The sequence below is a fragment of the Mycolicibacterium chlorophenolicum genome (genome assembly GCF_001044235.1).
Lineage (GTDB): Bacteria > Actinomycetota > Actinomycetes > Mycobacteriales > Mycobacteriaceae > Mycobacterium > Mycobacterium chlorophenolicum.
In genome coordinates this window covers 1-23,570 of the sequence record NZ_JYNL01000044.1, presented here as the reverse complement: position 1 = coordinate 23,570, position 23,570 = coordinate 1, and the positions used below count along the sequence as shown (strand labels likewise).

The 23,570-nt window shown below is 70.1% G+C and carries 24 protein-coding genes and 1 rRNA gene; 20 read left to right on the top strand and 5 right to left on the bottom strand.

What is annotated here, in order from left to right; genetic code table 11:
• Positions 1-2 precede the first annotated feature (2 nt).
• The 12 genes from MCHLDSM_RS18480 to MCHLDSM_RS18425 are packed head-to-tail and all read left to right on the top strand — an operon-like array spanning position 3 to position 10,945.
• Positions 3-878 (top strand): hypothetical protein, encoded by an 876-nt coding sequence (locus MCHLDSM_RS18480; RefSeq protein WP_131722655.1) that lies wholly within the window; start codon positions 3-5, stop codon positions 876-878.
• A gap of 41 nt (positions 879-919) precedes the next feature.
• A complete protein-coding gene (gene argC, locus MCHLDSM_RS18475; protein WP_048471424.1) occupies positions 920-1,954 on the top strand; it encodes an N-acetyl-gamma-glutamyl-phosphate reductase in 1,035 nt (344 codons plus the stop codon).
• Positions 1,909-3,165 carry a bifunctional glutamate N-acetyltransferase/amino-acid acetyltransferase ArgJ gene (gene argJ, locus MCHLDSM_RS18470; RefSeq protein ID WP_407661954.1) on the top strand — a complete coding sequence of 419 codons (1,257 nt, stop codon included), beginning with the start codon at positions 1,909-1,911 and terminating at the stop codon, positions 3,163-3,165. Before argC ends, argJ begins: the two co-directional genes overlap by 46 nt.
• Positions 3,162-4,034 (top strand): acetylglutamate kinase, encoded by an 873-nt coding sequence (gene argB / locus MCHLDSM_RS18465; RefSeq protein ID WP_048471422.1) that lies wholly within the window; start codon positions 3,162-3,164, stop codon positions 4,032-4,034. Before argJ ends, argB begins: the two co-directional genes overlap by 4 nt.
• Positions 4,031-5,206 carry an acetylornithine transaminase gene (locus MCHLDSM_RS18460; protein WP_048471421.1) on the top strand — a complete coding sequence of 392 codons (1,176 nt, stop codon included), beginning with the start codon at positions 4,031-4,033 and terminating at the stop codon, positions 5,204-5,206. Before argB ends, MCHLDSM_RS18460 begins: the two co-directional genes overlap by 4 nt.
• Positions 5,203-6,126 carry an ornithine carbamoyltransferase gene (gene argF, locus MCHLDSM_RS18455; RefSeq protein ID WP_048471420.1) on the top strand — a complete coding sequence of 308 codons (924 nt, stop codon included), beginning with the start codon at positions 5,203-5,205 and terminating at the stop codon, positions 6,124-6,126. Before MCHLDSM_RS18460 ends, argF begins: the two co-directional genes overlap by 4 nt.
• Positions 6,123-6,608 (top strand): arginine repressor, encoded by a 486-nt coding sequence (locus MCHLDSM_RS18450; protein WP_048416179.1) that lies wholly within the window; start codon positions 6,123-6,125, stop codon positions 6,606-6,608. The genes argF and MCHLDSM_RS18450 overlap by 4 nt, the downstream gene beginning before the upstream one ends.
• 27 nt (positions 6,609-6,635) lie before the next feature.
• Positions 6,636-7,838, top strand: coding sequence for an argininosuccinate synthase (locus MCHLDSM_RS18445; RefSeq protein ID WP_048471419.1), 1,203 nt, complete (start codon positions 6,636-6,638; stop codon positions 7,836-7,838).
• Positions 7,835-9,256: an argininosuccinate lyase gene (gene argH / locus MCHLDSM_RS18440; RefSeq protein WP_048471418.1), complete on the top strand. Its 1,422-nt coding sequence runs from the start codon at positions 7,835-7,837 to the stop codon at positions 9,254-9,256. Before MCHLDSM_RS18445 ends, argH begins: the two co-directional genes overlap by 4 nt.
• A gap of 11 nt (positions 9,257-9,267) precedes the next feature.
• Positions 9,268-9,873 (top strand): hypothetical protein, encoded by a 606-nt coding sequence (locus tag MCHLDSM_RS18435; RefSeq protein ID WP_048471417.1) that lies wholly within the window; start codon positions 9,268-9,270, stop codon positions 9,871-9,873.
• A complete protein-coding gene (locus tag MCHLDSM_RS18430; protein ID WP_048471416.1) occupies positions 9,870-10,436 on the top strand; it encodes a hypothetical protein in 567 nt (188 codons plus the stop codon). Before MCHLDSM_RS18435 ends, MCHLDSM_RS18430 begins: the two co-directional genes overlap by 4 nt.
• Positions 10,433-10,945, top strand: a complete 513-nt coding sequence (locus MCHLDSM_RS18425; RefSeq protein WP_048471415.1) for a hypothetical protein — start codon at positions 10,433-10,435, stop codon at positions 10,943-10,945. Before MCHLDSM_RS18430 ends, MCHLDSM_RS18425 begins: the two co-directional genes overlap by 4 nt.
• Here MCHLDSM_RS18425 and MCHLDSM_RS18420 read toward each other — a convergent pair.
• Complete coding sequence (locus MCHLDSM_RS18420; protein ID WP_048471414.1) at positions 10,902-12,206, bottom strand: hypothetical protein; 1,305 nt, start codon at positions 12,204-12,206, stop codon at positions 10,902-10,904. The two genes, MCHLDSM_RS18425 and MCHLDSM_RS18420, sit on opposite strands and share 44 nt — an antisense overlap.
• Positions 12,203-13,966 (bottom strand): ABC-F family ATP-binding cassette domain-containing protein, encoded by a 1,764-nt coding sequence (locus tag MCHLDSM_RS18415; RefSeq protein WP_048471413.1) that lies wholly within the window; start codon positions 13,964-13,966, stop codon positions 12,203-12,205. Before MCHLDSM_RS18415 ends, MCHLDSM_RS18420 begins: the two co-directional genes overlap by 4 nt.
• Before the next feature lie 33 nt (positions 13,967-13,999).
• Here MCHLDSM_RS18415 and MCHLDSM_RS18410 point away from each other — a divergent pair, with 33 nt between their 5' ends.
• From MCHLDSM_RS18410 to MCHLDSM_RS18400, 3 genes are read left to right on the top strand one after another with little or no spacing between them, the layout of a single operon-like run.
• The gene (locus MCHLDSM_RS18410; RefSeq protein WP_234714107.1) at positions 14,000-17,023 is read left to right on the top strand and encodes an acyl-CoA synthetase; all 3,024 of its coding nucleotides are present in this window, start codon (positions 14,000-14,002) and stop codon (positions 17,021-17,023) included.
• 57 nt (positions 17,024-17,080) lie between these two features.
• On the top strand, positions 17,081-17,608 hold the full coding sequence (locus MCHLDSM_RS18405) for a hypothetical protein (RefSeq protein ID WP_048471411.1): 528 nt from the start codon (positions 17,081-17,083) through the stop codon (positions 17,606-17,608).
• Positions 17,605-17,811, top strand: coding sequence for a Trm112 family protein (locus MCHLDSM_RS18400; protein WP_048471410.1), 207 nt, complete (start codon positions 17,605-17,607; stop codon positions 17,809-17,811). The genes MCHLDSM_RS18405 and MCHLDSM_RS18400 overlap by 4 nt, the downstream gene beginning before the upstream one ends.
• Here MCHLDSM_RS18400 and MCHLDSM_RS18395 read toward each other — a convergent pair.
• From MCHLDSM_RS18395 to MCHLDSM_RS18385, 3 genes are read right to left on the bottom strand one after another with little or no spacing between them, the layout of a single operon-like run.
• Positions 17,808-18,422, bottom strand: a complete 615-nt coding sequence (locus MCHLDSM_RS18395) for a TetR/AcrR family transcriptional regulator (RefSeq protein ID WP_048471409.1) — start codon at positions 18,420-18,422, stop codon at positions 17,808-17,810. The two genes, MCHLDSM_RS18400 and MCHLDSM_RS18395, sit on opposite strands and share 4 nt — an antisense overlap.
• A gap of 5 nt (positions 18,423-18,427) precedes the next feature.
• Positions 18,428-19,255, bottom strand: a complete 828-nt coding sequence (locus tag MCHLDSM_RS18390; protein ID WP_048471408.1) for an ABC transporter permease — start codon at positions 19,253-19,255, stop codon at positions 18,428-18,430.
• Positions 19,189-19,953, bottom strand: a complete 765-nt coding sequence (locus tag MCHLDSM_RS18385; RefSeq protein ID WP_048471407.1) for an ABC transporter ATP-binding protein — start codon at positions 19,951-19,953, stop codon at positions 19,189-19,191. The genes MCHLDSM_RS18390 and MCHLDSM_RS18385 overlap by 67 nt, the downstream gene beginning before the upstream one ends.
• A 56-nt stretch (positions 19,954-20,009) precedes the next feature.
• Between MCHLDSM_RS18385 and MCHLDSM_RS39525 the strand changes: the two genes are divergently transcribed.
• The 5 genes from MCHLDSM_RS39525 to MCHLDSM_RS18365 form a co-directional block, all read left to right on the top strand.
• Positions 20,010-20,534, top strand: a complete 525-nt coding sequence (locus MCHLDSM_RS39525) for an alpha/beta hydrolase (RefSeq protein ID WP_234714106.1) — start codon at positions 20,010-20,012, stop codon at positions 20,532-20,534.
• On the top strand, positions 20,450-21,058 hold the full coding sequence (locus MCHLDSM_RS39520; protein WP_234714105.1) for an alpha/beta hydrolase fold domain-containing protein: 609 nt from the start codon (positions 20,450-20,452) through the stop codon (positions 21,056-21,058). Before MCHLDSM_RS39525 ends, MCHLDSM_RS39520 begins: the two co-directional genes overlap by 85 nt.
• A 1-nt stretch (position 21,059) precedes the next feature.
• Complete coding sequence (locus MCHLDSM_RS18375) at positions 21,060-21,671, top strand: DNA-3-methyladenine glycosylase (protein ID WP_048471406.1); 612 nt, start codon at positions 21,060-21,062, stop codon at positions 21,669-21,671.
• Positions 21,672-21,689: 18 nt separating this feature from the next.
• Entirely contained in the window at positions 21,690-22,985 is a 1,296-nt protein-coding gene (gene tyrS, locus MCHLDSM_RS18370) for a tyrosine--tRNA ligase (protein WP_174545956.1), read from the top strand.
• 491 nt (positions 22,986-23,476) lie between these two features.
• Positions 23,477-23,570 (top strand): 16S ribosomal RNA (locus MCHLDSM_RS18365); the annotation flags it as partial.

Genomic DNA, 23,570 nt, shown 5'->3' with positions numbered 1-23,570 from the left:
CCATGACCGAGCAGGTCACGACGTCGGAAACGGTCGTCAACCGCAGTGCGGTGGCGGCTGTGTTCCTGATGGTGCTCGGGCTGACCTACAGCGACGACGTCGTCGAGTTCGTCTCGGTGCTGACCGGGCACGGACCGGGCTTCCACCACGGCATCGTATTTCTGGTCGACTGCCTGCTGGTCCTGGCCGCCGCGGTCCTGAAATGGCGGATCATGCGCCGCGTCGATCCGGCGGCGGCGCTCGGGCGGCGGGAGTTCCTGCCGGTGCTGCTGCGCAGTTGGTGGGCGGTGGGCGCGGCGCTGCTGGTGGCCGTGCACGTGGTGACCGCGGTCCTGGGGCTGTCGCTGGGGGTCAAGCTCGTCGGCTCGGCGTTCTTCGCGGTGGCCATGGGGCTGGTGCTGGTCGGAGCGCTGGACACCACCGGCACGCGGGCCGGCGCGGCGGCCAACGGATGGATTGTGCCGTTGGTGACGGGGACGCTCGTCGTGCAGACCGCGACCGCGCTGTGGTTCGACGTGATCAGTATCGCCGGGGACTGCGCCGACGAGATCGCCACCGACTTCTTCGCGCAGATGGTCCAGGTGATACCGCTGCTGCTCATCACCCTGGGCCTGGAGATGAACGTGCTGCGTCGCAACCGGGCGCTGCACACGCCCGGGCAGTACGCGGCTCCGGTGCTGACCGTGCTGATGCTGTGCCTGGCCGAACTGCTGGCCTTCTCCATGCTGGTCGCCGCGAACCGGATCGGGTGCGGTGTGGCGGCGGTGTGGCACGAATACGTCGCGTTCGCGGTCTGCGTGCAGGCGACGTCCATCGCGTTGGCCACCATGGTGTGGCTGCTGCTGGTGCCGCCCCCGGCGACCGCCGACCATCCATAATGGATTTGCATGTCGCTGCATAATGATGCAAGGATCTGATCATGACGTCCGTCGCGGTGGCCGGAGCCAGTGGGTATGCCGGCGGGGAGATCCTGCGATTGCTGCTCGGTCACCCCGCCGTGGCCGAGGGCAGGCTGAGCATCGGTGCGCTGACCGCGGCCGCGAGCGCGGGCACCGCCCTCGCTGAGCATCATCCCCACCTGTTGCCGCTGGCCGACCGGGTGCTCGAACCGACCGAGCTCGACGTCCTGGCCGGCCATGACGTCGTGTTCCTCGCCCTGCCGCACGGCCATTCCGCGGCGCTGGCCGATCAGCTCGGCCCCGACACCGTGATCGTGGACTGCGGCGCCGATTTCCGGCTCACCGACGCCGCCGCGTGGGAGCGGTTCTACGGCTCCGAGCACGCCGGCAGCTGGCCGTACGGGCTGCCCGAGCTGCCCGGCGCCCGCGACCGGCTCCGCGGCGCCACGCGGATCGCCGTGCCGGGCTGCTATCCGACCGCCGCGCTGCTGGCGCTGTGGCCCGCGGTGGCGTCCGGCCTGATCGAGCCGGCCGTCACCGTCGTCGCGGTCAGCGGGACATCCGGGGCGGGCCGGGCGGCCAAGGTCGACCTGCTGGGCGCCGAGGTCATCGGCTCGGCCCGCGCCTACAACATCGGCGGAAAGCACCGGCACACCCCGGAGATCGCGCAGGGCCTGGCAGCGGTGGCCGAGGGCGATGTCACCGTGTCGTTCACCCCGGTGCTGATCCCGACGTCGCGTGGGATCCTCGCCACCTGCACGGCGCGCACCGGGGCGTCGGTGTCCGAGCTGCGCGCGGCCTACGAAAAGGCTTATGACGCAGAACCGTTCGTCTATCTGCTGCCCGAGGGGCAGCTGCCGAAGACCGGTGCCGTGATCGGGAGCAACGCCGCCCAGTTGGCGATCGCCGTGGACGAGGACGCGCAGACCTTCGTCGCGGTCGCCGCGATCGACAACCTGGTGAAGGGCACCGCGGGCGCGGCGGTGCAGTCGATGAACCTCGCGCTGGGATGGGCGGAGACCGAAGGATTGACGACCGTGGGGGTGGCGCCGTGACCGAGCTGTCCGACCAGATCCGGCTGCTGCGCACCCAGGGGGTGACCGCGCCCGCGGGCTTCCGCGCGACGGGAATCCCGGCCGGTATCAAGGCCTCCGGGGCGCTCGACCTGGCGCTGGTGTTCAACGAGGGTCCCGACCACGCCGCCGCCGGCGTGTTCACCCGCAACAAGGTCAAGGCCGCTCCGGTGCTGTGGTCGCAGCAGGTGCTGACCACCGGCAGGCTGCGCGCGGTCATCCTCAACTCCGGCGGCGCCAACGCCTGCACCGGACCGCTCGGATTCCAGGACACCCACGCCACCGCCGAGGCCGTCGCCACCGCCCTGTCGGACTGGGGCACCGAGACCGGCGCGATCGAGGTCGCGGTGTGCTCGACCGGGCTGATCGGCGACCGGCTCCCGATGGACAAGGTGCTCGCCGGTGTCGGTGACATCGTGCGGGAGATGGCCGGTGGGCTGACCGGGGGCGAGGAGGCGGCGCGCGCCATCATGACCACCGACACCGTGCCCAAACAGGTTGCGCTGCATCATCTCAACCGCTGGACGCTCGGCGGGATGGCCAAGGGCGCGGGCATGCTGGCGCCATCGCTGGCCACCATGCTGTGTGTGATCACCACCGATGCCGTCGCGGACTCGGCGGCATTGGAGCGCGCGCTGCGCCGCGCGGCGTCGACGACGTTCGACCGGCTCGACGTCGACGGCAGCTGCTCCACCAACGACACCGTGCTGCTGTTGTCGTCGGGCGCGAGCGAGATCACGCCCAGCCAGGACGATCTCGACGCGGCGGTGCTCGCGGTGTGCGACGACCTGTGTGCCCAGTTGCAGGCCGACGCCGAGGGTGTCACCAAGCGGATCACCGTGACCGTGACCGGCGCCGCGAGCGAGGACGACGCGGTCACCGCCGCCCGGGTGATCGCCCGCGACAGTCTGGTCAAGACCGCGCTGTTCGGTTCGGACGCCAATTGGGGTCGCGTGCTCGCCGCCGTCGGGATGGCGCCGGTGCCGCTGGACGCCGGGCGGATCACCGTCTCGTTCAACGGTTTCCCGGTGTGCGTCGACAGCGTCGGCGCACCGGGAGCCCGGGAGGTGGACCTGTCCGGTGACGACATCGCGGTCACCGTCGACCTCGGCGTCGGCTCGGCGTCGGCGTCGATCCGCACCACCGACCTGTCGCACGCGTACGTCGAAGAGAACTCGGCCTACAGCTCATGAGTGTCGCGACGCCGCTGAAGGCGCAGGTGCTCGCCGGTGCGCTGCCCTGGCTGAAGAGGTTGCACGGCAAGATCGTCGTGGTCAAGTACGGCGGCAACGCGATGACCGACGACACCCTCAAGGCGGCGTTCGCGGCCGACATGGTGTTCCTGCGCAACTGCGGCATCCATCCGGTCGTGGTGCACGGCGGCGGTCCCCAGATCAGCGCGATGCTCGCCAAACTCGGCATCGCCGGTGACTTCAAGGGCGGTTTCCGCGTGACGACCCCCGAGGTGCTCGACATCGCCCGGATGGTGCTGTTCGGTCAGGTGGGTCGCGAACTGGTGAACCTGATCAACGCCCACGGTCCGTACGCGGTGGGCATCACCGGCGAGGACGCGCACCTGTTCACGGCCGTACGCCGCACCGTGCTGGTCGACGGGGTGGCCACCGACATCGGTCTGGTCGGCGACGTGGAACGGGTCAACACCGACGCCGTGCGCGACCTGATCGGCGCGGGCCGCATCCCCGTGGTCTCCACGATCGCGCCGGACATCGAGGGCCTGGTGTACAACATCAACGCCGACACCGCCGCGGCCGCGTTGGCCGAAGCGCTCGGTGCCGAGAAGCTGCTGATGCTCACCGATGTCGAGGGCCTGTACACCAACTGGCCCGACCGAGGCTCCCTGGTCAGCGAGATCGACTCGGGCGCTTTGACACAACTGCTTCCCACGCTGGAGGAGGGCATGGTGCCCAAGATCGAGGCCTGCCTGCGGGCGATCAACGGCGGAGTGCCGAGCGCGCACGTGATCGACGGCCGCGTCGAGCACTGCGTGCTGGCCGAGCTGTTCACCGACGAGGGCGCCGGGACCAAGGTGGTGCCCTCATGAGCGGCACGCTGCTGGACCGCTGGTCGGCGGTCATGATGAACAACTACGGCACCCCGCCACTGGCGCTGGCCGGCGGTGACGGTGCGGTGGTCACCGACGTCGACGGGAAGTCCTACGTCGACCTGCTGGGCGGCATCGCGGTCAACGTGCTGGGCCATCGCCACCCCGCGGTGATCGAGGCGGTGCACCGTCAGATGAGCACGCTCGGGCACACCTCGAACCTGTACGCCACCGAACCCGGCGTCGCGCTGGCCGAAGCCCTCGTCGGCCACCTCGGTGCGCCGGCCCGGGTGTTCTTCTGCAACTCCGGCACCGAGGCCAACGAGGTCGCGTTCAAGATCACCCGGTTGACCGGCCGCACGAAACTCGTTGCCGCGCAGAACGCTTTCCACGGCCGCACGATGGGATCGCTGGCGCTGACCGGCCAACCCGCCAAACAGGCCCCCTTCGAACCGTTGCCCGGCCACGTCACCCACGTGCCCTACGGGGACACCGAGGCGCTGCGCGCCGCCGTCGACGACGAGACCGCCGCGGTGTTCCTCGAACCGATCATGGGGGAGGGTGGCGTCGTCGTCCCGCCCGCCGGCTACCTGGTCGCCGCGCGGGAGATCACCGCACAGCACGGCGCCCTGCTCGTCCTCGACGAGGTGCAGACGGGTGTCGGCCGCACCGGAGCCTTCTACGCCCATCAGCACGACGGCATCACCCCCGACATCGTCACCCTCGCCAAGGGCCTCGGCGGCGGGTTGCCCATCGGCGCGTGTCTGGCGATCGGGGAGGCGGCCGATCTGCTCACTCCGGGCCTGCACGGCAGCACCTTCGGCGGGAACCCGGTGTGCACCGCGGCGGCGCTGGCGGTGCTGCAGGTGCTCGCCGACGACGGCCTGATCGAACGCGCCGACGTGCTGGGCAAGACGCTCAGCCACGGGATCGAGGCGCTGGGCCACCCCCTCGTCGACCACGTCCGCGGCCGCGGCCTGCTGCGCGGCATCGTGCTCACCGCCGAGGCCGCGAAGCCGGTCGAGGTCGCCGCGCGCGACGCCGGCTTCCTCGTCAACGCCGCCGCCCCGGACATCGTCCGGTTGGCTCCGCCGCTGGTGATCACCGACGAGCAGGTGCAGGCCTTCGTCGGCGCGCTGCCGGCCATCCTCGACACGGCGGCCCGCTCATGACGCGGCACTTCCTGCGCGACGACGACCTCAGCCCCGAGGAGCAGGCCGAGGTGCTGGCGCTCGCCGCCGAACTGAAGCGCACCCCCTTCGCCCGGCGACCGCTGGAGGGCCCGCGCGGCGTCGCGGTGATCTTCGAGAAGAACTCCACCAGAACCCGGTTCTCGTTCGAGATGGGCATCGCCCAGCTGGGCGGCCACGCGGTGGTCGTCGACGGGCGCAGCACGCAGCTCGGCCGCGAGGAGACGCTCGAGGACACCGGCGCGGTGCTGTCCCGCTACGTCGACGCGATCGTGTGGCGCACCTTCGCTCAGGAGCGGCTCACCGCGATGGCGAGCGGCGCCTCCGTCCCGATCGTCAACGCGCTCTCCGACGAGTTCCACCCGTGCCAGGTGCTCGCTGACCTGCAGACCCTCGCCGAGTGGAAAGGCGACCTGACAGGGTTGCGGCTGAGCTACTTCGGCGACGGTGCCAACAACATGGCGCACTCGCTGATGCTGGGCGGGGTCACCGCCGGGGTGCACGTCACCATCGCCGCGCCCCGCGGGTTCGAACCGCATCCGATGTTCGTCGCGGCTGCCGAGACGCGGGGTCACCAGACCGGGGCGACGGTGCGACTGACCGACGACCCGGATGCGGCCGCCGACGGTGCCGATGTCCTGGTCACCGACACCTGGACCTCGATGGGGCAGGAGAACGACGGCCTGGATCGGGTGCGGCCGTTCCGGCCGTTCCAGCTGAACTCGGCACTGTTGGCCCGGGCGGACTCCGAAGCCGTTGTGCTGCACTGCCTTCCGGCCCACCGCGGGCACGAGATCACCGACGAGGTGATCGACGGTCCGCGCAGCGCGGTGTGGGACGAGGCCGAGAACCGGCTGCACGCACAGAAGGCGCTGCTGGTGTGGCTGCTGGAGCACTCATGACTGCCGCGACGACGCGCGCGGGCCGGCAGGCGCGGATCGTCGCGCTGCTGTCCGCGCAGTCGGTGCACAGCCAGACCGAGCTCGCCGCGCTCCTGGCCGGTGAGGGCATCGACGTCACGCAGGCCACGCTGTCGCGCGATCTCGAGGAGCTCGGCGCGGTCAAACTGCGCGGCGCCGACGGAGGTGTCGGCGTCTACGTCGTCCCCGAGGACGGCAGCCCGGTGCGCGGCGTCACCGGCGGCACCGAACGCGTGTCGCGTCTGCTCGGCGACCTCCTGGTGTCGACCGACGCCAGCGCCAACCTCGCGGTGCTGCGCACGCCCCCCGGCGCCGCCCACTACCTGGCGAGTGCCATCGACAGGGCGGCGCTGCCGTACGTCGTCGGCACCATCGCCGGCGACGACACGATCTTCGTCATCGCCCGCGAACCGATGACCGGCGCCGAGCTCGCCGCCGCCGTCGAGAACCTCGCCAAAGCCTGAAACACCCCCACGAGTAAGGAGTTATCTATGTCCGAGCGCGTCATCCTCGCGTACTCCGGCGGTCTGGACACCTCGGTGGCGATCAGCTGGATCGGCAAGGAGACCGGTCGCGAAGTGGTCGCCGTGGCGATCGACCTCGGGCAGGGTGGCGAGGACATGGAGGTGGTGCGCCAGCGCGCACTGGACTGCGGCGCCGTCGAGGCCGTCGTCGTCGACGCGCGCGACGAGTTCGCCGAGCAGTACTGCCTGCCCGCGATCCAGTCCAACGCCCTCTACATGGACCGCTACCCGCTGGTGTCCGCGCTGAGCCGGCCGCTGATCGTCAAACACCTCGTCGACGCGGCCCGCGAGCACGGTGGCGGCATCGTCGCGCACGGCTGCACCGGCAAGGGCAACGACCAGGTTCGCTTCGAGGTCGGATTCGCCTCGCTGGCACCCGATCTCGAGGTGCTCGCCCCGGTGCGCGACTACGCCTGGACCCGCGAGAAGGCGATCGCGTTCGCCGAGGAGAACGCCATCCCGATCAACGTCACCAAGCGCTCACCGTTCTCCATCGACCAGAACGTGTGGGGACGCGCGGTGGAAACCGGCTTCCTGGAACACCTCTGGAACGCCCCCACCAAGGACGTGTACGACTACACCGAGGACCCCACGGTCAACTGGAGCAGCCCCGACGAGGTGATCGTCGGCTTCGACAAGGGCGTGCCGGTGAGCATCGACGGCCAACCGGTGACCGTCCTGCAGGCCATCGAGCAGCTCAACGCCCGCGCGGGCGCACAGGGCGTCGGCCGGCTCGACGTCGTCGAGGACCGCCTCGTCGGCATCAAGAGCCGCGAGATCTACGAGGCACCCGGCGCGATGGTGCTCATCACCGCCCACACCGAACTCGAGCACGTCACGCTGGAGCGCGAACTCGGTCGGTTCAAGCGCGGCACCGACCAGAAGTGGGGCGAACTGGTCTACGACGGCCTCTGGTACTCGCCGCTGAAGACGGCGCTGGAAGCGTTCGTCGCCCAGACCCAGCAGCACGTGACCGGCGAGATCAGGCTCGTGCTGCACGGCGGTCACATCGCGGTCAACGGCAGGCGCAGCCAGGAATCTCTCTACGACTTCAACCTCGCCACCTACGACGAGGGCGACACGTTCGACCAGTCCTCCGCCAAGGGCTTCGTGCACGTGCACGGGTTGTCGTCGAGCCTGTCGGCCCGCCGGGACCTCGGCATCAAGTGAGCACCAACGAGGGTTCGCTGTGGGGCGGCCGGTTCGCCGACGGCCCCTCGGATGCGCTGGCCGCACTGAGCAAGTCGACGCACTTCGACTGGGTGCTCGCGCCGTATGACGTCGTCGCCTCGAAGGCGCACGTGCGGGTGCTGCACCGCGCCGGACTGCTCACCGAGGAGCAACGTGACGGGCTGCTGGCGGGTCTGGACAGTCTCGGCGCCGACGTCGCCGACGGCAGCTTCGGTCCGATCGTCACCGACGAGGACGTGCACGGGGCGCTCGAGCGTGGGCTGATCGACCGGGTCGGTGCCGACCTCGGGGGCCGGTTGCGGGCCGGCCGATCGCGAAACGATCAGGTGGCCACCCTGTTTCGGCTGTGGCTGCGCGACGCGATCCGCCGGGTCGCCGACGGCGTCCTCGAGGTGGTGGCGGCGCTGGCGACGCAGGCCGCCGCCCACCCCACCGCGATCATGCCCGGCAAGACGCATCTGCAGTCGGCCCAGCCGGTCCTGCTGGCGCACCACCTGCTGGCCCATGCGCATCCGCTGCTGCGCGACGTGGACCGGCTCACCGACGTCGACAGGCGCGCCGCGGTGTCGCCCTACGGCTCGGGCGCACTGGCCGGGTCGTCGCTGGGCCTGGACCCGGACGCGATCGCCGAGGAGCTGGGTTTCACGGCCGCGGCGGACAATTCGATCGACGCGACCGCCGCGCGCGACTTCGCCGCCGAGGCGGCGTTCGTCTTCGGGCTGATCGGGGTCGACCTGTCCCGGCTGGCCGAGGACATCATCCTGTGGAGCACCACCGAATTCGGTTACGTGCGGCTGCACGACGCGTGGTCGACCGGAAGCTCGATCATGCCGCAGAAGAAGAATCCCGACATCGCCGAGCTCGCCCGCGGCAAGGCGGGCCGGTTGATCGGCAACCTCACCGGTCTGTTGGCCACGCTGAAGGCCCAGCCGCTGGCGTACAACCGCGACCTGCAGGAGGACAAGGAGCCCGTCTTCGACTCGGTCGCGCAACTCGAGCTGCTGCTGCCGGCGATGGCGGGTCTGGTCGGCACGCTGAGTTTCGACGAGGATCGGATGGCCGCGCTGGCCCCGCTGGGCTACACCCTGGCCACCGACGTCGCCGAATGGCTGGTGCGCCGTGGTGTTCCGTTCCGGATCGCCCACGAGGCCGCGGGTGCGGCGGTACGGGCCGCCGAGGCTCGGGGAGTGGGTCTCGAGGATTTGGAGGACGCCGAACTGGCTGCCATCCACCCCGAGCTCGGCCCTCAGGTCCGCGAGGTGCTCACCGTGGAGGGCTCGGTGAACTCCCGGGACGCGCGCGGGGGCACCGCACCGGTCCAGGTGGCCCGGCAGCTCGGCGCGGTGCGGGAGACCGCGGACTCGCTCAGGGCGCGACTCCGCGAGGGGCCCCGCTAACATCCAGCGATATGGACGGCCGGCAGGGGGGTCTGCGCGCCCGCGTGCGGCACTGGCTCGCGGAGCGGCGGGTGCGGCACTGGTGGCAGGCCGGCCTGGTCGTGATCCTGGCGGTCACCGGACTCTTCGGCGGCCTGGACACGGTGGACCCCGCCGTGACGGCGTTCGCACCCGGTGAGGAGTTCGACGACGGCGGCTTCACGGTGACCGTCGACCGCGCGCGGGTGGTCCCCGAGCTACGGGCCGGCGCCCGGCTGGTGGCTCCGTCGGTGCCGGGGCGCCGCTATCTCGGTGTCGTCGCCACGATTCGCAACGACGGGACCATCCCGTGGTCGCTCGCCCGCGAACTGGACCTGCGCGATCAACCCGGCAGCGAGTTCGTCGCCGCGGTGGACCTGGCCGACGGCACCTGGGTGATCACGTTGGGTCCCGGCCTCCAGCAGCAGCTCGGGTTCATCTGGCAGATCCCCGAAGGTGCTGTGTCCGAGGGGGATTCGGTGACACTGCGGGTGTGGCGCAAGCAGTTCACGCAAGGCATGGTCACCTACGGCGAAAAGTGGGTCGACAGCCGCACCGAGTACGGGCAGGTCGTCGTCCCCGTGCGAGGTCCGGCATGACCGCCGGCCGACGTCGCGGGGTGCTCTCTGTCCTGCTCACGATCGTCGTCGTCGCGGCCGGCTCGTGGATGTGGCACCAACTGCCCGACCTGATGGAGGTCGAGGGGCCGTTCGACGTCACGGGTGACGCGGGCGAGCAGGTCAGCGGTCGCGACCTGGACCTGACGGTGACGGGCGCACGGACCGCTTCCTCGGTGCGCGTGCCTCGCCGGCCCGTTGTCCCGGCGGTCGGCACGTGGGTCGTCGTCGACGCCCGCATCGCGGCCAGGACCAGCTTCGCCCAACCGCGGGCCGAACTCCTGGTCGGCCCCAACACCTACGCACCCTCCGACCGGTTCATCCTGACAGGGCTCGGCCGTGAACTCGTGCCAGGCATCGGCCAGCGCGGGTCCTGGATCTTCGACGTCGCGCCCGACCTGCTCGAGCGCCGCGCTCCGCTGACACTGCGGGTCTGGGCGGGCGACGGCAGGCTCGATTCCCGGCTGGTGGTGTCCATCCCCGAGCCCGACGGGCCTGCGGCCGACGGCCCGCTGACCGTCGCACCGGTCGAGGCGGCGGTGTGATCCGCCGTCCGCTGCGCCTCTGGCAGCGCAATGCCATCGCCGGCGGCATCGTCGCCGCGGCGCTGACGGTGGCCACCGTCACCGACCTGGGGCCGGCATGGCTGTCCTACCGTGACACCGTGCACCCGCGGCATGTCGTCCCCGTGGGCGGCGAGGCGACGGTCGCCGGGCAGACCTGGTCGATCTCGGCCGTCCGGCACCTGGGCAGTGCCGTCGGTCCCGGGACGCGGCCGTTGCCGGGCGGCGCGGTGATGATGACGGTGACCGTCGAGCGGACCGGACCCGGGCAGCCGGGGCAGTGGTGCATGGGGGTCCTGACCGACGGGCAGCGACGCTGGCGGGGCGAATCGCCGCCCACGTACGGCGTCCGCGCCGCCGACGGCGCCGGATCCGACTGCGCGACGCCCGGCCCCCAGCAATGGATCTTCCTGATCCCCGGTGACGCCGTTCCGACGGCGCTCGACATCACCGGGTCGGCGTCGGCGATCCTGGTTCGGCTGGAGTTGTAGCCGCGGCGGGCAGCCGCTGCAGGCAGTAGCCGAGCGTGACGGCGATCAGACAGATCCTCATCGGCTCGACGATCAGGTGGGACGCCAGCGTGAGCGCGTCGTACACGCCGTCCCAGAACGTCTGCGGGTGCGGTCCCAATACCCAGGCCATCCCGCGGAACAAGGCGCCGGACCCGAGCTGTGCGCGGTAGAAACTGCCCGACATGTCGAGCCATGCCAGCACGAGGTAGCCGAGCACGTACAGCGACAGCGCGAGCACGCCACCGTGCAGGAGCAGTCGCGCCGAGTCGGCGATCGGCGTGAACTTGCCGAGTTGGGACCCGGCGTAGTCGCCGAGTTCCCGACGGACCTTGCCCGGCAGACGCTTCCACCCGGCCTGCACCCGCCTGCTGCGCTCGGCGTGCCGCGCCGGCAGCGCGGCGGCCCGCTCCCGGGCGAGCTGGCGGGCGCTGGCACGCCAGTCCGCGCCCGCGGTCACGCCGTAGACGATGCCCGCCACGGCCAGCCAGATCAAGGGCACCGCCGCACCGCCGAACACCGTGCCCAGCGCCCACATCACGGCGTCCCACGCGGCTTCCAGAGGCCGCGCATGGGCGAACAGCGCTTCGCGGGAGTCGTTGAACCACACGACGATCCGCCGTTGCGCCAGCCAGCCCGCGGGGTTGAGGAGGATCGTCACACCGTGGTTGACCGACAGGGTGAGCACCAGGAAGACCCACAGCGCGTCGACGTAGACGCGCACGGCCAGGAACCAGCGGGGCAGCTTGTCGCCCAACCAGCTCAGCGCATACCGCGCCGCCAGCGCCGCCCCGATCACCACCCAGGTGCTCGGGGCCACCGGCAGCGAGTCGGGATGCAACTCGGTCACCCCCGGCGTCGCCATGGCCTCGCCGATGCGATAGTCCAGGGCCCGCGACTCGAATGCCAGCCAGTCCTCGCGGAACATCTGCCAGGCCAGATAGATCGCGAAGAACGGCACGATCACCGTCGCGAACAGGTCGATCCGGCGCAGCGGGCGACGCGGCAGCGCGGCCAGGGTGGGCACGCCGTGCCGCAGCACCAGGAACATCGCGACGTACGATCCGAGCCGGGCCAGACCGGCCAGCGGCATGATCAGCGACGCCCACAGGTCGTTGTCGTGACCGGCCCAGGCCGCCAGTTCGATCGCGCCGCGACGCCCGAGCAGTCCCAGCAGATAGCAGGCGGCCAGCTGCGGCCAGTACCGCAGGTACAGCCCGCCGAGCTGCCGGAGGTAGGTCATCCGGCATCCTCGGCCAGCGTCAGCCAGTCCTCCTCCAGGGACTGCTTGCGGGACAGCAGTTCTCCGAGCTCGGCGTTGAGCTCGCCGGCGCGCACATGGTCGGCGGCGGCGTCGGCCATCGACTCGTGCAGAGCGGCGATGCGGTCGTCGAGTTTGGCGAGCTGGTTCTCGATGCGCGCCATCTCCTTGCCCGTGCGGCGATCCCTGGCCGCCGAGGACTCAGCGCTCTTGGCTTCAGCCCGGGCCGGTTCCGGCGGCGCTGCTGCGGCGCGGCCCGCCAGATACTGCTCGATACCGCCGGGCAACAGCTCGCAACGCCCGCCGCCGGTCAGCGCGTACGTGACGTCGCTGACGCGTTCGAGGAAGTAGCGGTCGTGCGTCACGACGATCAGCGTGCCGGGCCAGCCGTCGAGATAGTCCTCGATGACCGTCAGGGTCTCGATGTCGAGATCGTTGGTCGGCTCGTCGAGCAGCAGCACGTTCGGTTCGTCGAGCAGCAGCCGCAGGAACTGCAGCCGCCGGCGTTCCCCCCCGGAGAGCTCACTGAGCCGGGTGGTCAGTTTGTCCCCGGTGAATCCGAAGTCCTTCAGCAGCGTGTCGGCGGTGACTTCCCGACCCTCGGCCAGTTCGGTGACCCGACGCCGGTTCTCGACGGCATCCAGCACGCGGGCGGATCCGTCGAGTTCGGCCAGCGCCTGACTCAGGTAACCGATCCGCAGCGTCACGCCCCGCTTGACCCTGCCCGAGGTCGGTGACATCTCACCGGCCAGCAGCCGCAGCACCGACGTCTTCCCGGTGCCGTTGACGCCGACCAGTCCTATGCGCGCGCCCGGACCGATCGACCAGTCGATCCGGTCGAGCAGGGTGCGCGGCGGATCACCCACGGTGAGCGTGACGCGGTGCAGATCGAAGACGTCCTTGCCGAGCCGGGACGTGGCAAACCGCTGCAGCATCAACGAATCGCGCGGCGGCGGCTCGTTGGCGATCAGCTCGTTGGCCGCCTGGATGCGGAACTTCGGCTTCGACGTCCTGGCCGGCGGGCCGCGCCGCAGCCATGCGAGTTCTTTGCGCATCAGGTTTCTCCGCCGCGCCTCGGTGCCCGCGGCCGTCCGCATCCTCTCTGCACGCGCCAGCACGAACGCCGCGTAGCCGCCCTCGTACGCGTCGATGACACCGTCGTGCACCTCCCAGGTGCTGGTGCACACGGCGTCGAGGAACCACCGGTCATGGCTGACCACCACCAGCGCCCGCGCCGGACGTGCGCTCAGATGCCCGGCCAGCCAGCCGATCACCTCCACGTCGAGGTGGTTGGTGGGTTCGTCGAGCACGAGCACGTCGTGGCCGCCCAGCAGCACCTCGGCCAGCGCGACACGGCGCCGCTCGCCACCGGACAGCGCCGCCGCTGCGGCATCGAGGTGAACCCCGGCGAGCAGATGCTCGACCACCGCGCGGGTGTCGGGCTCGGCGGCCCAGATGTGGTCGGGCCGGCCGCCGACGATCACGTCCCGCACCGTTTCGCTGGGCGTGAAGTCGTCGGACTGCCGCAGATATCCCACCGAGAGGCCGGACGTGTGGGTGGCACGTCCGGAATCCGGCGCCTGCGTACCGGTCAGCACCTTCAGCAGGGTGGTCTTGCCGTCGCCGTTGCGGCCCACCACGCCGATCGCGTCGCCGTCGGCGACGCCGAGGCTGACGCCGTCGAGCAACGTGCGGGTGCCGTAGCCCACGGTCGCCTTTTCCAGGTTGATCAGGTTTGCCATCAGCCGCCGATGATAGGCGGGTCCTGTGCCATGATGACCTCTGCAGTCGGGGGACGAGGCGATGCGGGGTCAGCGATAGGGGAGCGCGCGTTGGTGGATCTGTCGGCGATAACCAGACCGGTGGGCCGGCTGGTCGCCACGGCTCAGAACGGTCTCGAGGTGCTGCGCTACGGCGGGCTGGAAACCGGCTCGGTGCCGTCGCCGTTCCAGATCATCGAGAGCGTTCCGATGTACCGGCTGCGTCGCTACTTCCCGCCCGACACCCGGCCCGGCGCCAAGCCGGCGGGTCCGCCCGTGCTGATGGTGCACCCGATGATGATGTCGGCCGACATGTGGGACGTCACCCGTCAGGACGGCGCGGTCGGCATCCTGCACCGCGCCGGCGTCGACCCGTGGGTCATCGACTTCGGCTCGCCCGACAAGGTCGAGGGCGGCATGCAGCGCAACCTCGCCGACCACGTCGTCGCGCTCAGCGAGGCGGTCGACACCGTCAAGGCGGTGACGGGACGGGACGTGCACCTGGCCGGGTACTCGCAGGGCGGCATGTTCGCCTACCAGTCCGCGGCGTACCGGCGGTCGAAGGATCTCGCCAGCATCATCGCGTTCGGGTCGCCGGTGGACACGCTCGCCGCGCTGCCGATGAACCTGCCCGCGAGCCTGGCCCCGGTCGCGGCCGACTTCATGGCCGACCACGTCTTCAACCGGATCGACATCCCGGGCTGGATGGCGCGCACCGGTTTCCAGATGCTCGACCCGATCAAGACCGCCCAGTCGCGGCTGGAGTTCCTGCGCCAGCTGCACGACCGGGAGGCGTTGCTGCCACGCGAGCAGCAGCGCCGGTTCCTGGCGTCCGAGGGCTGGATCGCGTGGTCGGGCCCGGCGATCTCCGAACTGCTCAAACAGTTCGTCGCCCACAACCGGATGATGACCGGTGGCTTCTCCGTCCACGGCGATCTGGTGACGCTCTCCGACATCGACTGCCCGGTGCTCGCGGTCATCGGCGAGGTCGACGACATCGGACAGCCGGCATCGGTGCGCGGCATCAAGCGGGCCGCTCCGAAGGCGGATGTCTACGAATTCCTCATCCGTGCAGGGCATTTCGGTCTGGTAGTGGGTTCGAAGGCCTCCAGCCAGACCTGGCCGACCGTCGCGCAGTGGGTGCGCTGGCTCGACGGTGGCGGGCAGATGCCCGAGGGCGTCACGCCGATGCCGCTGCGGCCCGCCGAGCCGAGCGAGAGCGGCGTGTCCCTGACATCGCGGCTGGCGCACGGCGCGACCGCGGCCACCGAGATGGCGTTCAGTTTCGCCAGGTCCGCGGCAGGCGCGCTGGTGTCGGCCAACAGGTCCGCGCGCACCCTGGCCGTCGAGACCGCCCGCACGCTACCTCGGCTCGCGCGTCTGGGCCAGGTCAACGATCACACCCGGATCTCGTTGGGCCGCATCATGAGTGAGCAGGCGCGCGACGCCCCCCAGGGTGAGGCGCTGCTGTTCGACGGCCGAGTGCACACGTACGAGGCGGTCGACCGCCGGATCAACAACGTCGTGCGCGGGCTGATCGACGTCGGCGTGCGGCAGGGGGCCCGGGTGGGCCTGCTGATGGAGACCCGGCCCAGCGCGCTCGTCGCGATCGCGGCGCTGTCGCGGCTGGGCGCCGTCGCGGTGCTGATGCCCCCGGACTCCGACCTCGCCGAGGCGGCGCGGCTGGGCGCGGTCACCGAGATCATCACCGACCCCGGCAGTCTGGAGGCCGCGCGCACGCTCAGCATGCGCGTGCTGGTGCTGGGCGGCGGCGAATCGCGCGACCTGCATCTGCCCGAAGACGCCGACGTGGTCGACATGGAGAAGATCGACCCCGACCGCGTCGACCTGCCCGGCTGGTACCGGCCGAACCCCGGCCTGGCGCGGGACGTCGCGTTCGTCGCGTTCAGCACCATCAGCGGCGAACTCGTCGCGCGCCAGATCACCAACTACCGATGGGCGCTGTCGGCGTTCGGCACCGCGTCGGCGGCGAACCTGAGCCGCAACGACACCGTGTACTGCCTGACCCCGCTGCACCATCAGTCGGGTCTGCTCGTCAGCCTGGGCGGGGCCGTGGTGGCCGGTGCCCGCATCGCGCTGTCCCGCGAGCTGCGGCCCGACCGCTTCCTGCAGGAGATCCGGCAGTACGGCGTGACGGTGGTGTCCTACACATGGGCGATGCTGCGGGAGGTCATCGACGACCCCGCCTTCTCGCTGACGGGCAGCCACCCGGTGCGCGTGTTCATCGGTTCGGGCATGCCGGTGGGGCTGTGGAAGAGGGTCGTCGAGATCTTCGAGCCGGCCACTGTGGTGGAGTTCTTCGCCACCACCGACGGGCAGGCGGTGCTGGCCAACGTCGCCGGCGCGAAGAGGGGCAGCAAGGGCCGACCGCTGCCGGGCGGCGGCGAGATCGCGTTGGCCGCCTACGATCCCGAGGACAACCTGATCCTCGAGGACGACCGCGGATTCGTCCGCCGCGCCGAGACCAACGAGGTCGGGGTGCTGCTCGCCCACCCGCGCGGGCCGGTCGACCCCCTGGCATCGGTCAAACGCGGAGTGTTCGCACCCGCCGACACCTGGGTGTCCACCGAGTATCTGTTCCGACGGGACGAGGACGGCGACTACTGGCTCGTCGACAACCGCGCCGCGGTGATCCACACCGCCCGCGGTCCGGTGTTCGCGGCCACGGTCAACGACGCGGTCGGCCAGCTGGGCGCGGTGGACATGGCCCTCACCTACGCCGTGCCCGCCGGCTCCGAGACCCTCGCGGTCACCGCGCTGGCCCTGCGGCCGGGCGGCAGCGTCCCGTCGGCCGATCTGTCGGAGGCGCTGGCCGACCTTCCCGTCGGCGTCGCCCCCGACATCGTGCACGTGGTCAACGAGATGACCCTGACCGCCACCTACCGTCCGCTGGCAGGCCCGTTGCAGGCCGAGGGCATCCCGAAGGCGTCCCGTAACGCCTGGTACCTGGACGCCGATACCCATCGGTACAAGCGGTTGACCACTGCCGTGCGCAGCGAGATCGCAGGAAATCGGTAGTGATGCCCGGCGTGAGCCGCACTGTTAGGCTCGCGCTGGCGACTCCTAGGAGGATTGATGTCACCACGCAACTGGCGCCGCGCCACCGCGACTGCCGTGGCAGGTGCCGCGCTGGTCGGAGGTCTCGCGGCGGGGCTGTCGGCACCGGCGGCGCTGGCTGATCCGGTCGCCGCACCGTCCACCGACGATCAGAAGCCTCCGGTCTCGCCCGACCAGATCCTGATGATGATCAACGAGCAGTACAACACCGGCTCGGGTGGCGGTCAGGTCTCCAAACTGATCGACCAGGTCATGACACTGCGCATGCAGGGCGTCCGACCCTCGCGCGCCAACACCATGGCGCTGGCGGACGCGCTCGACAAGCGCCCGAACCAGGGACCCCTTGTCGCGGCACTGCAGGCGACGCTCGCCACCCAGCAGAAGATGAAGATGCAGGCGGCCAACCAGGTCCAGCAGCCCGCGGTCGCTCCGCCGGCCACGCCCGGCATCGTGCAGGCGCCGATGGGTCCGGGCTGGGGTCCGGGGAACCCGATGATCAAGGACCCCGACGACAACATCTTCCCGATGCCCGGCCGGACGGGATGACGCTCGACGGAGCCCTGCTCTCGCTGCTGGTGTGTCCCGAGGATCGGGGACCGCTGCTCTACGTCGACGACTGCCTGTACAACCCGCGGCTGCACCGCAAGTACCGCATCGAGGACGACATCCCGGTGCTGCTGGTCGACGAGGCGGTCACCGTCGACGACGACGAGCACCGGCGCCTGGTGAGCGCGGCGGGCCAGGCCTAGACAAGCCCGGGCAGGTCACCGGTCAGGTACCGCTGCAGGTTCGGCGCGATCGTCTCGACGATCTGGTCGACGGGCAGGGACTTGAACGGCTCCAGTTCGAGGATGTAGCGGGCCATCACGATCCCGACCAGCTGAGACGCGACGAACTGCACCCGGACGGGGCCGCTGCCCGGCGGATCGTCCACGCGCGCACCGACTTCGGCGGTGATGACGTCCTGCAGGAACGATCTCACCATCGACACGTCGCTGCCGGCCAGCATCGAGCGCATCGTGGCGATGAAGCCCTTGCCGAGTTCGGAATCCCAGATCGGCAGCAGCAGCGACGGCAGCACGTGCCCGATCTGGTCGACCGGGACCTCGCGCAGCGGCCCGATGACCGTCATCGGATCGATGGGAATGTGGATGGCGTCGGCGAACAACTGCGTCTTGGTGCCGAAGTAGTGGTGCACCAGAGCGGGATCCACGTCGGCAGCGGCTCCGATGGCCCGAATCGAAGTGTTGTCGAAGCCGTTGCGCGCGAACAGGTCCCGCGCAGCGACCAGGATGCGGTCGCGGGTGTCCGAGGTGCCGGGTGGCCGCCCCGGGCGTTTGCGGTCCTGGTCGGTCGTCACGTCGCCTACGGTGTCCTTCGTCTCAATGTCGCCGCGGCCAGACCGAGCGCCACCACCGCGAAGCCGGCGACGATCGCCCCGTCGCGCACGGCCAGCGATGTCAGCTCGGCGTGGGCGCCGACCTGCCGGAGTGCCTCCAGAGCGTAACTGGCCGGCATCGCGTTGCTGATCCACTGGAGCCAGTCGGGCAGCTGCTCGCGCGGCACGATGATGCCGCACAGCAGGAGTTGGGGCGCGATGATCAGCGGCATGAACTGCACGGCCTGGAATTCGGTGCGGGCGAACGCGCTGCACAGCAGGCCGAGCCCGACGCCGAGCACGGCGTTGATGATCGCGATCACGAACACCCACGCCGGATTGCCCGCGGTGTCGAGGCCGAGCAGCCAGAACGACACCACACACGCCAGGCTCGCCTGCGCGGCCGCCGCGATGGAGAACGCCGTGCCGTAGGCGGCCAGCAGATCGAGGCGGCGCAGCGGGGTGGTCAGGATCCGCTCGAGGGTCCCGGAGACGCGTTCCCGCTGCATGGTGATCGAGGTGATCAGGAACATCACGATGAGAGGGAAGACACCGAGCATGACCAGGCAGGCGTTGTCGAACGGGGACGGCATGCCCGGTCGGGTCGGGATGTCGTCGAACATGAAGTACATCAGCGCGATGATCAGGCTGGGGACGAACAGGATCATCGCGACGCTGCGGTGATCGGCGGCGAGCTGGCGCAGGATGCGCACCGTCGTCGCGACGAAGGCGCGGGGGCCGGCCGCGCTCAGGCCGGTGCGGCTGCGGTGCCGCGCCGGATGATGGACAGGAACGCCTCGTCCAATGACTGACATGCGGTGTCCTCTCGGAGTCGGGTCGGTGTGGTGTGGGCCAGGAGCCTGCCGTCGCGCATGAGAAGGAGGTCCTCGCAGCGGTCGGCCTCGTCCATCACGTGACTGGAGATCAGCAGCGTCGTCCCGCGTCGCGCGAGCGCGCCGAACCGGTCCCACAGGTCGGCCCGCAGCACGGGGTCGAGACCGACGGTCGGCTCGTCCAGGACGAGCACCTCGGGCTGCGCGACCAGCGCGCACGCCAGGGACACCCTGGTCCGCTGGCCACCGGACAGGTTGCCGGCCATGGACCGGCGGAAGTCGTCGAGACCGACGGCCGCCAACGCGTCGTCGACGTTCCGCGCCGCACTGCCGTAGAGCGCGGCGAAGTAACGGACGTTGTCGACGACCCGCAGATCCGGATAGATCGTCGGGTTCTGGGTGACGTAGCCGACGCGATGCCGCAGCTCGGCGCAGCCCGCGGGCAGGCCGAGCACCGTCACCGAGCCGGCATCGATGATCTGGGTGCCGACGATGCTGCGCATCAGTGTGGTCTTGCCGCACCCCGACGGACCGAGCAGTCCGGTGATGGCGCCCCGGGCCACACGCAGCGACACGCCGTCCAGTGCGGTGCGTCCGCCGCGGCGAACACGCAGGTCGACGATCTCGATCGCCGCGTCGGTGCGCATCTCCGCTAATTCATCAAGCGATGAACTCATCATGTGATGAATAGTGCGCCGCGGGGGAGAGCGTGTCAAGAGCGTCCTAGGATGTCGCCGTGGTGCGAGATTCGCTGCGGGTCGTTCCTGCCGGCTCGGTCGACGTCACCGCGCCGGTCACCATCGACGGCCTGTCGTACGTCGATCCCGGCGACCCCGCAATGCCCATGTACCGGGTCATCGCCAACAACCGCAGTCCCGTGGCGTTGCGCGATCTGATGATCGCGCCGGTGCGGTCCGGCTACATCGGTGACGGGCGGCAACCCGACCCCGCGCTGGTCCCGGCGTCCGGCGCCGAAGCCGTGCCCGGCGTCGCCGTCGACCAGGTCTACCTCCCGGTACGCGACGGGGTCGCGCGGTGCCAGCTCTATCGGCCCATCGGGTCGGGGGAGACGCCGCTACCGGTGATCGTCTACTACCACGGTGGCGGATTCACCGTCGGATCGTCGGAGGACTGCGACTTCCTCGCACGCAAGCTCGCCGACACCACGACGCGCTGGTGGTCTCGGCCAACTTCCGCTCCGCGCCCGAGTTCATGTTCCCGGTACCGCTCGATGACGCCTTCGACGTCTACCGCTGGGTGAGCGAACACGCCGCCGAGCTCGACGGCGATCCGACTCAGGTGGTCGTCGCGGGCGACTCCGCCGGCTCGAACTTCGCGGCCGCGATCCCGCTGCGGGCCCGCGACGAGGGGGTGCGCGTCCCCGACGGCGTGGTGATGCTCGGCGCCTTCGCCGACTTCCAGTTCGAACGGTGGCCGTCGTTCCTCGCGCTGGCCCCGCGCGGCATCGTCTACGACATGGCCTTCGCCGGCTTCATCCGCGGCGCGTACGTCGGCGCGCAACGGTGGGACCATCCGTGGGTCAGCCCCATCGACGGTGATCTCGCCGGCTACCCGCTCACCGTCGTCGTCGCGGGCACCCACGATCCGATCGTCGATTCCGCGCGAGCGTTCGCCGACCGGATCCGGGCGGACGGCGGGCGCACCGTCGACTACTTCCCCGAGGGCATGCCACACGGGTTCTACTTCTTCCCCGGCGTCCACCCCGAGGAGGACATCGCCTACCGGGTCGTCGCCGAGGCACTGCACGACGTGTTCGGACGCTGACGTGAGCGCCGAACAGCTGGCCGTCGACCCGGTCAGCGCCGCCCGCCTGCTGCTGGGCGCGCGACTGACGGCCCGCGGGGTGAGTGCGGTGATCGTCGAGGTGGAGGCGTACGGCGGTCCGGCCGACGGACCGTGGCCCGATGCCGCGTCGCACTCGTTCCGCGGGCCGGGCGGACGCAATACGGTGATGTTCGGGCCGGCCGGCCACCTGTACACCTACCGCAGTCACGGCATCCACGTGTGCGCGAACGTGGTGTGCGCCACCGACGGCGTCGCGGGTGCTGTGCTGCTGCGCGCCGCGGTCATCGACGACGGCGCCGATGTGGCGTGGACCAGGCGCGGAGAGCACGTCAAGGAGTCGGCGCTGGCCCGCGGACCGGGCAATCTGTGTGCGGCGCTGGGCATCGAGATGACCGATAACGGCACCGACCTGTTCGATCCCGTTGCCCCCGTGCAGCTTTCACCGAGGGCGCCCGGGAGCGCGTCGGCCGGTCCGCGGACCGGGGTGAGCAAGGCGGCCGACCGGCCGTGGCGTTTCTGGGTGCCGGGCCTGCCCGAGGTCTCGCCCTACCGGCGCAGCCCGCGGGCACCCGCTCCGGGCCACAGTGACTAGTACGGGAAGATCGATGCCGTGGGCAGCGACATCCTCGGTAACATCCTCGACGAACTGGACTGGCGCGGACTGATCGCCCAGTCCACCGACCGCGACGCACTGGCCGACGCTCTGGCGGCAGGCCCCGTCACCGTGTACTCGGGATTCGACCCCACGGCGCCGAGCCTGCACGCGGGGCACCTGATCCCGCTGCTCACGCTGCGTCGCTTCCAGCAGGCCGGCCACCGGCCGATCGTCCTGGCCGGCGGCGCGACCGGCATGATCGGGGACCCGCGCGACATCGGCGAACGCACGCTGCACACCGCCGACACGGTCGCCGAATGGGCGGACCGGATCCGCGGTCAGCTGGAGCGCTTCGTCGACTTCGACTCCTCAGAGACCGGTGCCGTCATCGCCGACAATTTGTCCTGGACCGGGCCGATGTCGGCCATCGAGTTCCTGCGCGACATCGGGAAGCACTTCTCGGTCAACGTGATGCTCGACCGCGACACCGTACGGCGCAGGCTCGAGGGGGACGGCATCTCCTACACCGAGTTCAGTTACATGCTGCTGCAGGCCAACGACTACGTCGAACTGCACCAGCGGCACGGATGCACCTTGCAGATCGGCGGATCCGATCAGTGGGGCAACATCATCGCCGGCGTCCGGTTGGTGCGGCAGAAGACCGGTGCCGGCGTGCATGCACTGACCACACCGCTGGTCACGGACTCGGAGGGCAAGAAGTTCGGGAAGTCCACCGGCGGCGGCAGCCTGTGGTTGGACCCCGAGATGACCAGTCCCTACGCCTGGTACCAGTACTTCATCAACACCGCCGACGCGGACGTCGTCCCCTATCTGCGGTGGTTCACCTTCCTGTCCGCCGAGGAGATCGCCGAACTCGAGACGGCCACCGCCGAGCGACCGCACGAACGCGCGGCTCAACGGCGGCTGGCCCGCGAACTGACGACCCTCGTCCACGGTGACGAGGCAACCGCATCGGTCGAACACGCGAGCCAGGCGTTGTTCGGCCGCGCCGAGTTGGCCGACCTCGACGAGCCGACTCTCGCGGCGGCGCTGCGGGAGGCGAGCAGCGGAGAAGTCGCCGAAATCGCTCCGGGCGCTGCGGATTCGATCACCGAGCTGCTGGTCGCCACCGGTCTGGTAGCGAGTAAGGGCGCCGCCCGGCGGACCATCGCCGAGGGCGGGGTGTCGGTGAACAACGTGAAGATCGCCACAGACGAGTGGGTTCCGCAGCCGTCGGACTTCCTCCACGGCCGGTGGCTGGTGCTGCGTCGCGGCAAGCGGAACGTCGCCGGTGTTCAGCGCGTCGGATGAGGGGTCGGGCTGAACCCGCTGGTCACGGGGTTGTGCGCGGCTCGGGAACAAACCCGGGGGCCGGCTCGTTGAGCATTTCGAGAGTCAACGCACCCTTGTGGTGCGCGCTGGGATGGTTCGAAAGACACGCCCTAGCAGGCCATTTGACTCGGAGTTATCCCTGACGTAACTTATCGGAGTCGCTGCGACACGGGCCCAGCCCGGAGAGCGCGGCCGACTCCCTGAGGGTCACTCACTTCGGTGAGAGTCCTCATCTGCCCGCACCAGCGATCGCGGCTTTTCGCCGCGGGATCTGTGCGCGGTCAGTTCGGGGCTGTTGTTTGAGAACTCAATAGTGTGTTTGGTGGTTTTTGTTTGTTGTTTTTTGTTGTGTCCGCATTTTCCCGTTTGGGGGCGCAACGTTTTTTGGATGCCAGTTTTGGTGTCTTTTGTTTGTGATCGGATTTTTCTGATTCGAATTCCGTCTGCCTGCTTGCAGGTTGGGCTGTTTTTGTTTGGAGAGTTTGATCCTGGCTCAGGACGAACGCTGGCGGCGTGCTTAACACATGCAAGTCGAACGGAAAGGCCCTTCGGGGTACTCGAGTG

Bases quoted from the DNA above. Each gene is read 5' to 3' on its own strand.
- MCHLDSM_RS18480 (WP_131722655.1), top strand. From the start codon at position 3: ATGACCGAGCAGGTCACGACGTCGGAAACGGTCGTCAACCGCAGTGCG.
- argC (WP_048471424.1), top strand. From the start codon at position 920: ATGACGTCCGTCGCGGTGGCCGGAGCCAGTGGGTATGCCGGCGGGGAG.
- argJ (WP_407661954.1), top strand. From the start codon at position 1,909: ATGGGCGGAGACCGAAGGATTGACGACCGTGGGGGTGGCGCCGTGACC.
- argB (WP_048471422.1), top strand. From the start codon at position 3,162: ATGAGTGTCGCGACGCCGCTGAAGGCGCAGGTGCTCGCCGGTGCGCTG.
- MCHLDSM_RS18460 (WP_048471421.1), top strand. From the start codon at position 4,031: ATGAGCGGCACGCTGCTGGACCGCTGGTCGGCGGTCATGATGAACAAC.
- argF (WP_048471420.1), top strand. From the start codon at position 5,203: ATGACGCGGCACTTCCTGCGCGACGACGACCTCAGCCCCGAGGAGCAG.
- MCHLDSM_RS18450 (WP_048416179.1), top strand. From the start codon at position 6,123: ATGACTGCCGCGACGACGCGCGCGGGCCGGCAGGCGCGGATCGTCGCG.
- MCHLDSM_RS18445 (WP_048471419.1), top strand. From the start codon at position 6,636: ATGTCCGAGCGCGTCATCCTCGCGTACTCCGGCGGTCTGGACACCTCG.
- MCHLDSM_RS18435 (WP_048471417.1), top strand. From the start codon at position 9,268: ATGGACGGCCGGCAGGGGGGTCTGCGCGCCCGCGTGCGGCACTGGCTC.
- MCHLDSM_RS18430 (WP_048471416.1), top strand. From the start codon at position 9,870: ATGACCGCCGGCCGACGTCGCGGGGTGCTCTCTGTCCTGCTCACGATC.
- MCHLDSM_RS18420 (WP_048471414.1), bottom strand. From the start codon at position 12,206: ATGACCTACCTCCGGCAGCTCGGCGGGCTGTACCTGCGGTACTGGCCG.
- MCHLDSM_RS18415 (WP_048471413.1), bottom strand. From the start codon at position 13,966: ATGGCAAACCTGATCAACCTGGAAAAGGCGACCGTGGGCTACGGCACC.
- MCHLDSM_RS18410 (WP_234714107.1), top strand. From the start codon at position 14,000: ATGACCTCTGCAGTCGGGGGACGAGGCGATGCGGGGTCAGCGATAGGG.
- MCHLDSM_RS18405 (WP_048471411.1), top strand. From the start codon at position 17,081: ATGTCACCACGCAACTGGCGCCGCGCCACCGCGACTGCCGTGGCAGGT.
- MCHLDSM_RS18400 (WP_048471410.1), top strand. From the start codon at position 17,605: ATGACGCTCGACGGAGCCCTGCTCTCGCTGCTGGTGTGTCCCGAGGAT.
- MCHLDSM_RS18390 (WP_048471408.1), bottom strand. From the start codon at position 19,255: ATGTCAGTCATTGGACGAGGCGTTCCTGTCCATCATCCGGCGCGGCAC.
- MCHLDSM_RS18385 (WP_048471407.1), bottom strand. From the start codon at position 19,953: ATGATGAGTTCATCGCTTGATGAATTAGCGGAGATGCGCACCGACGCG.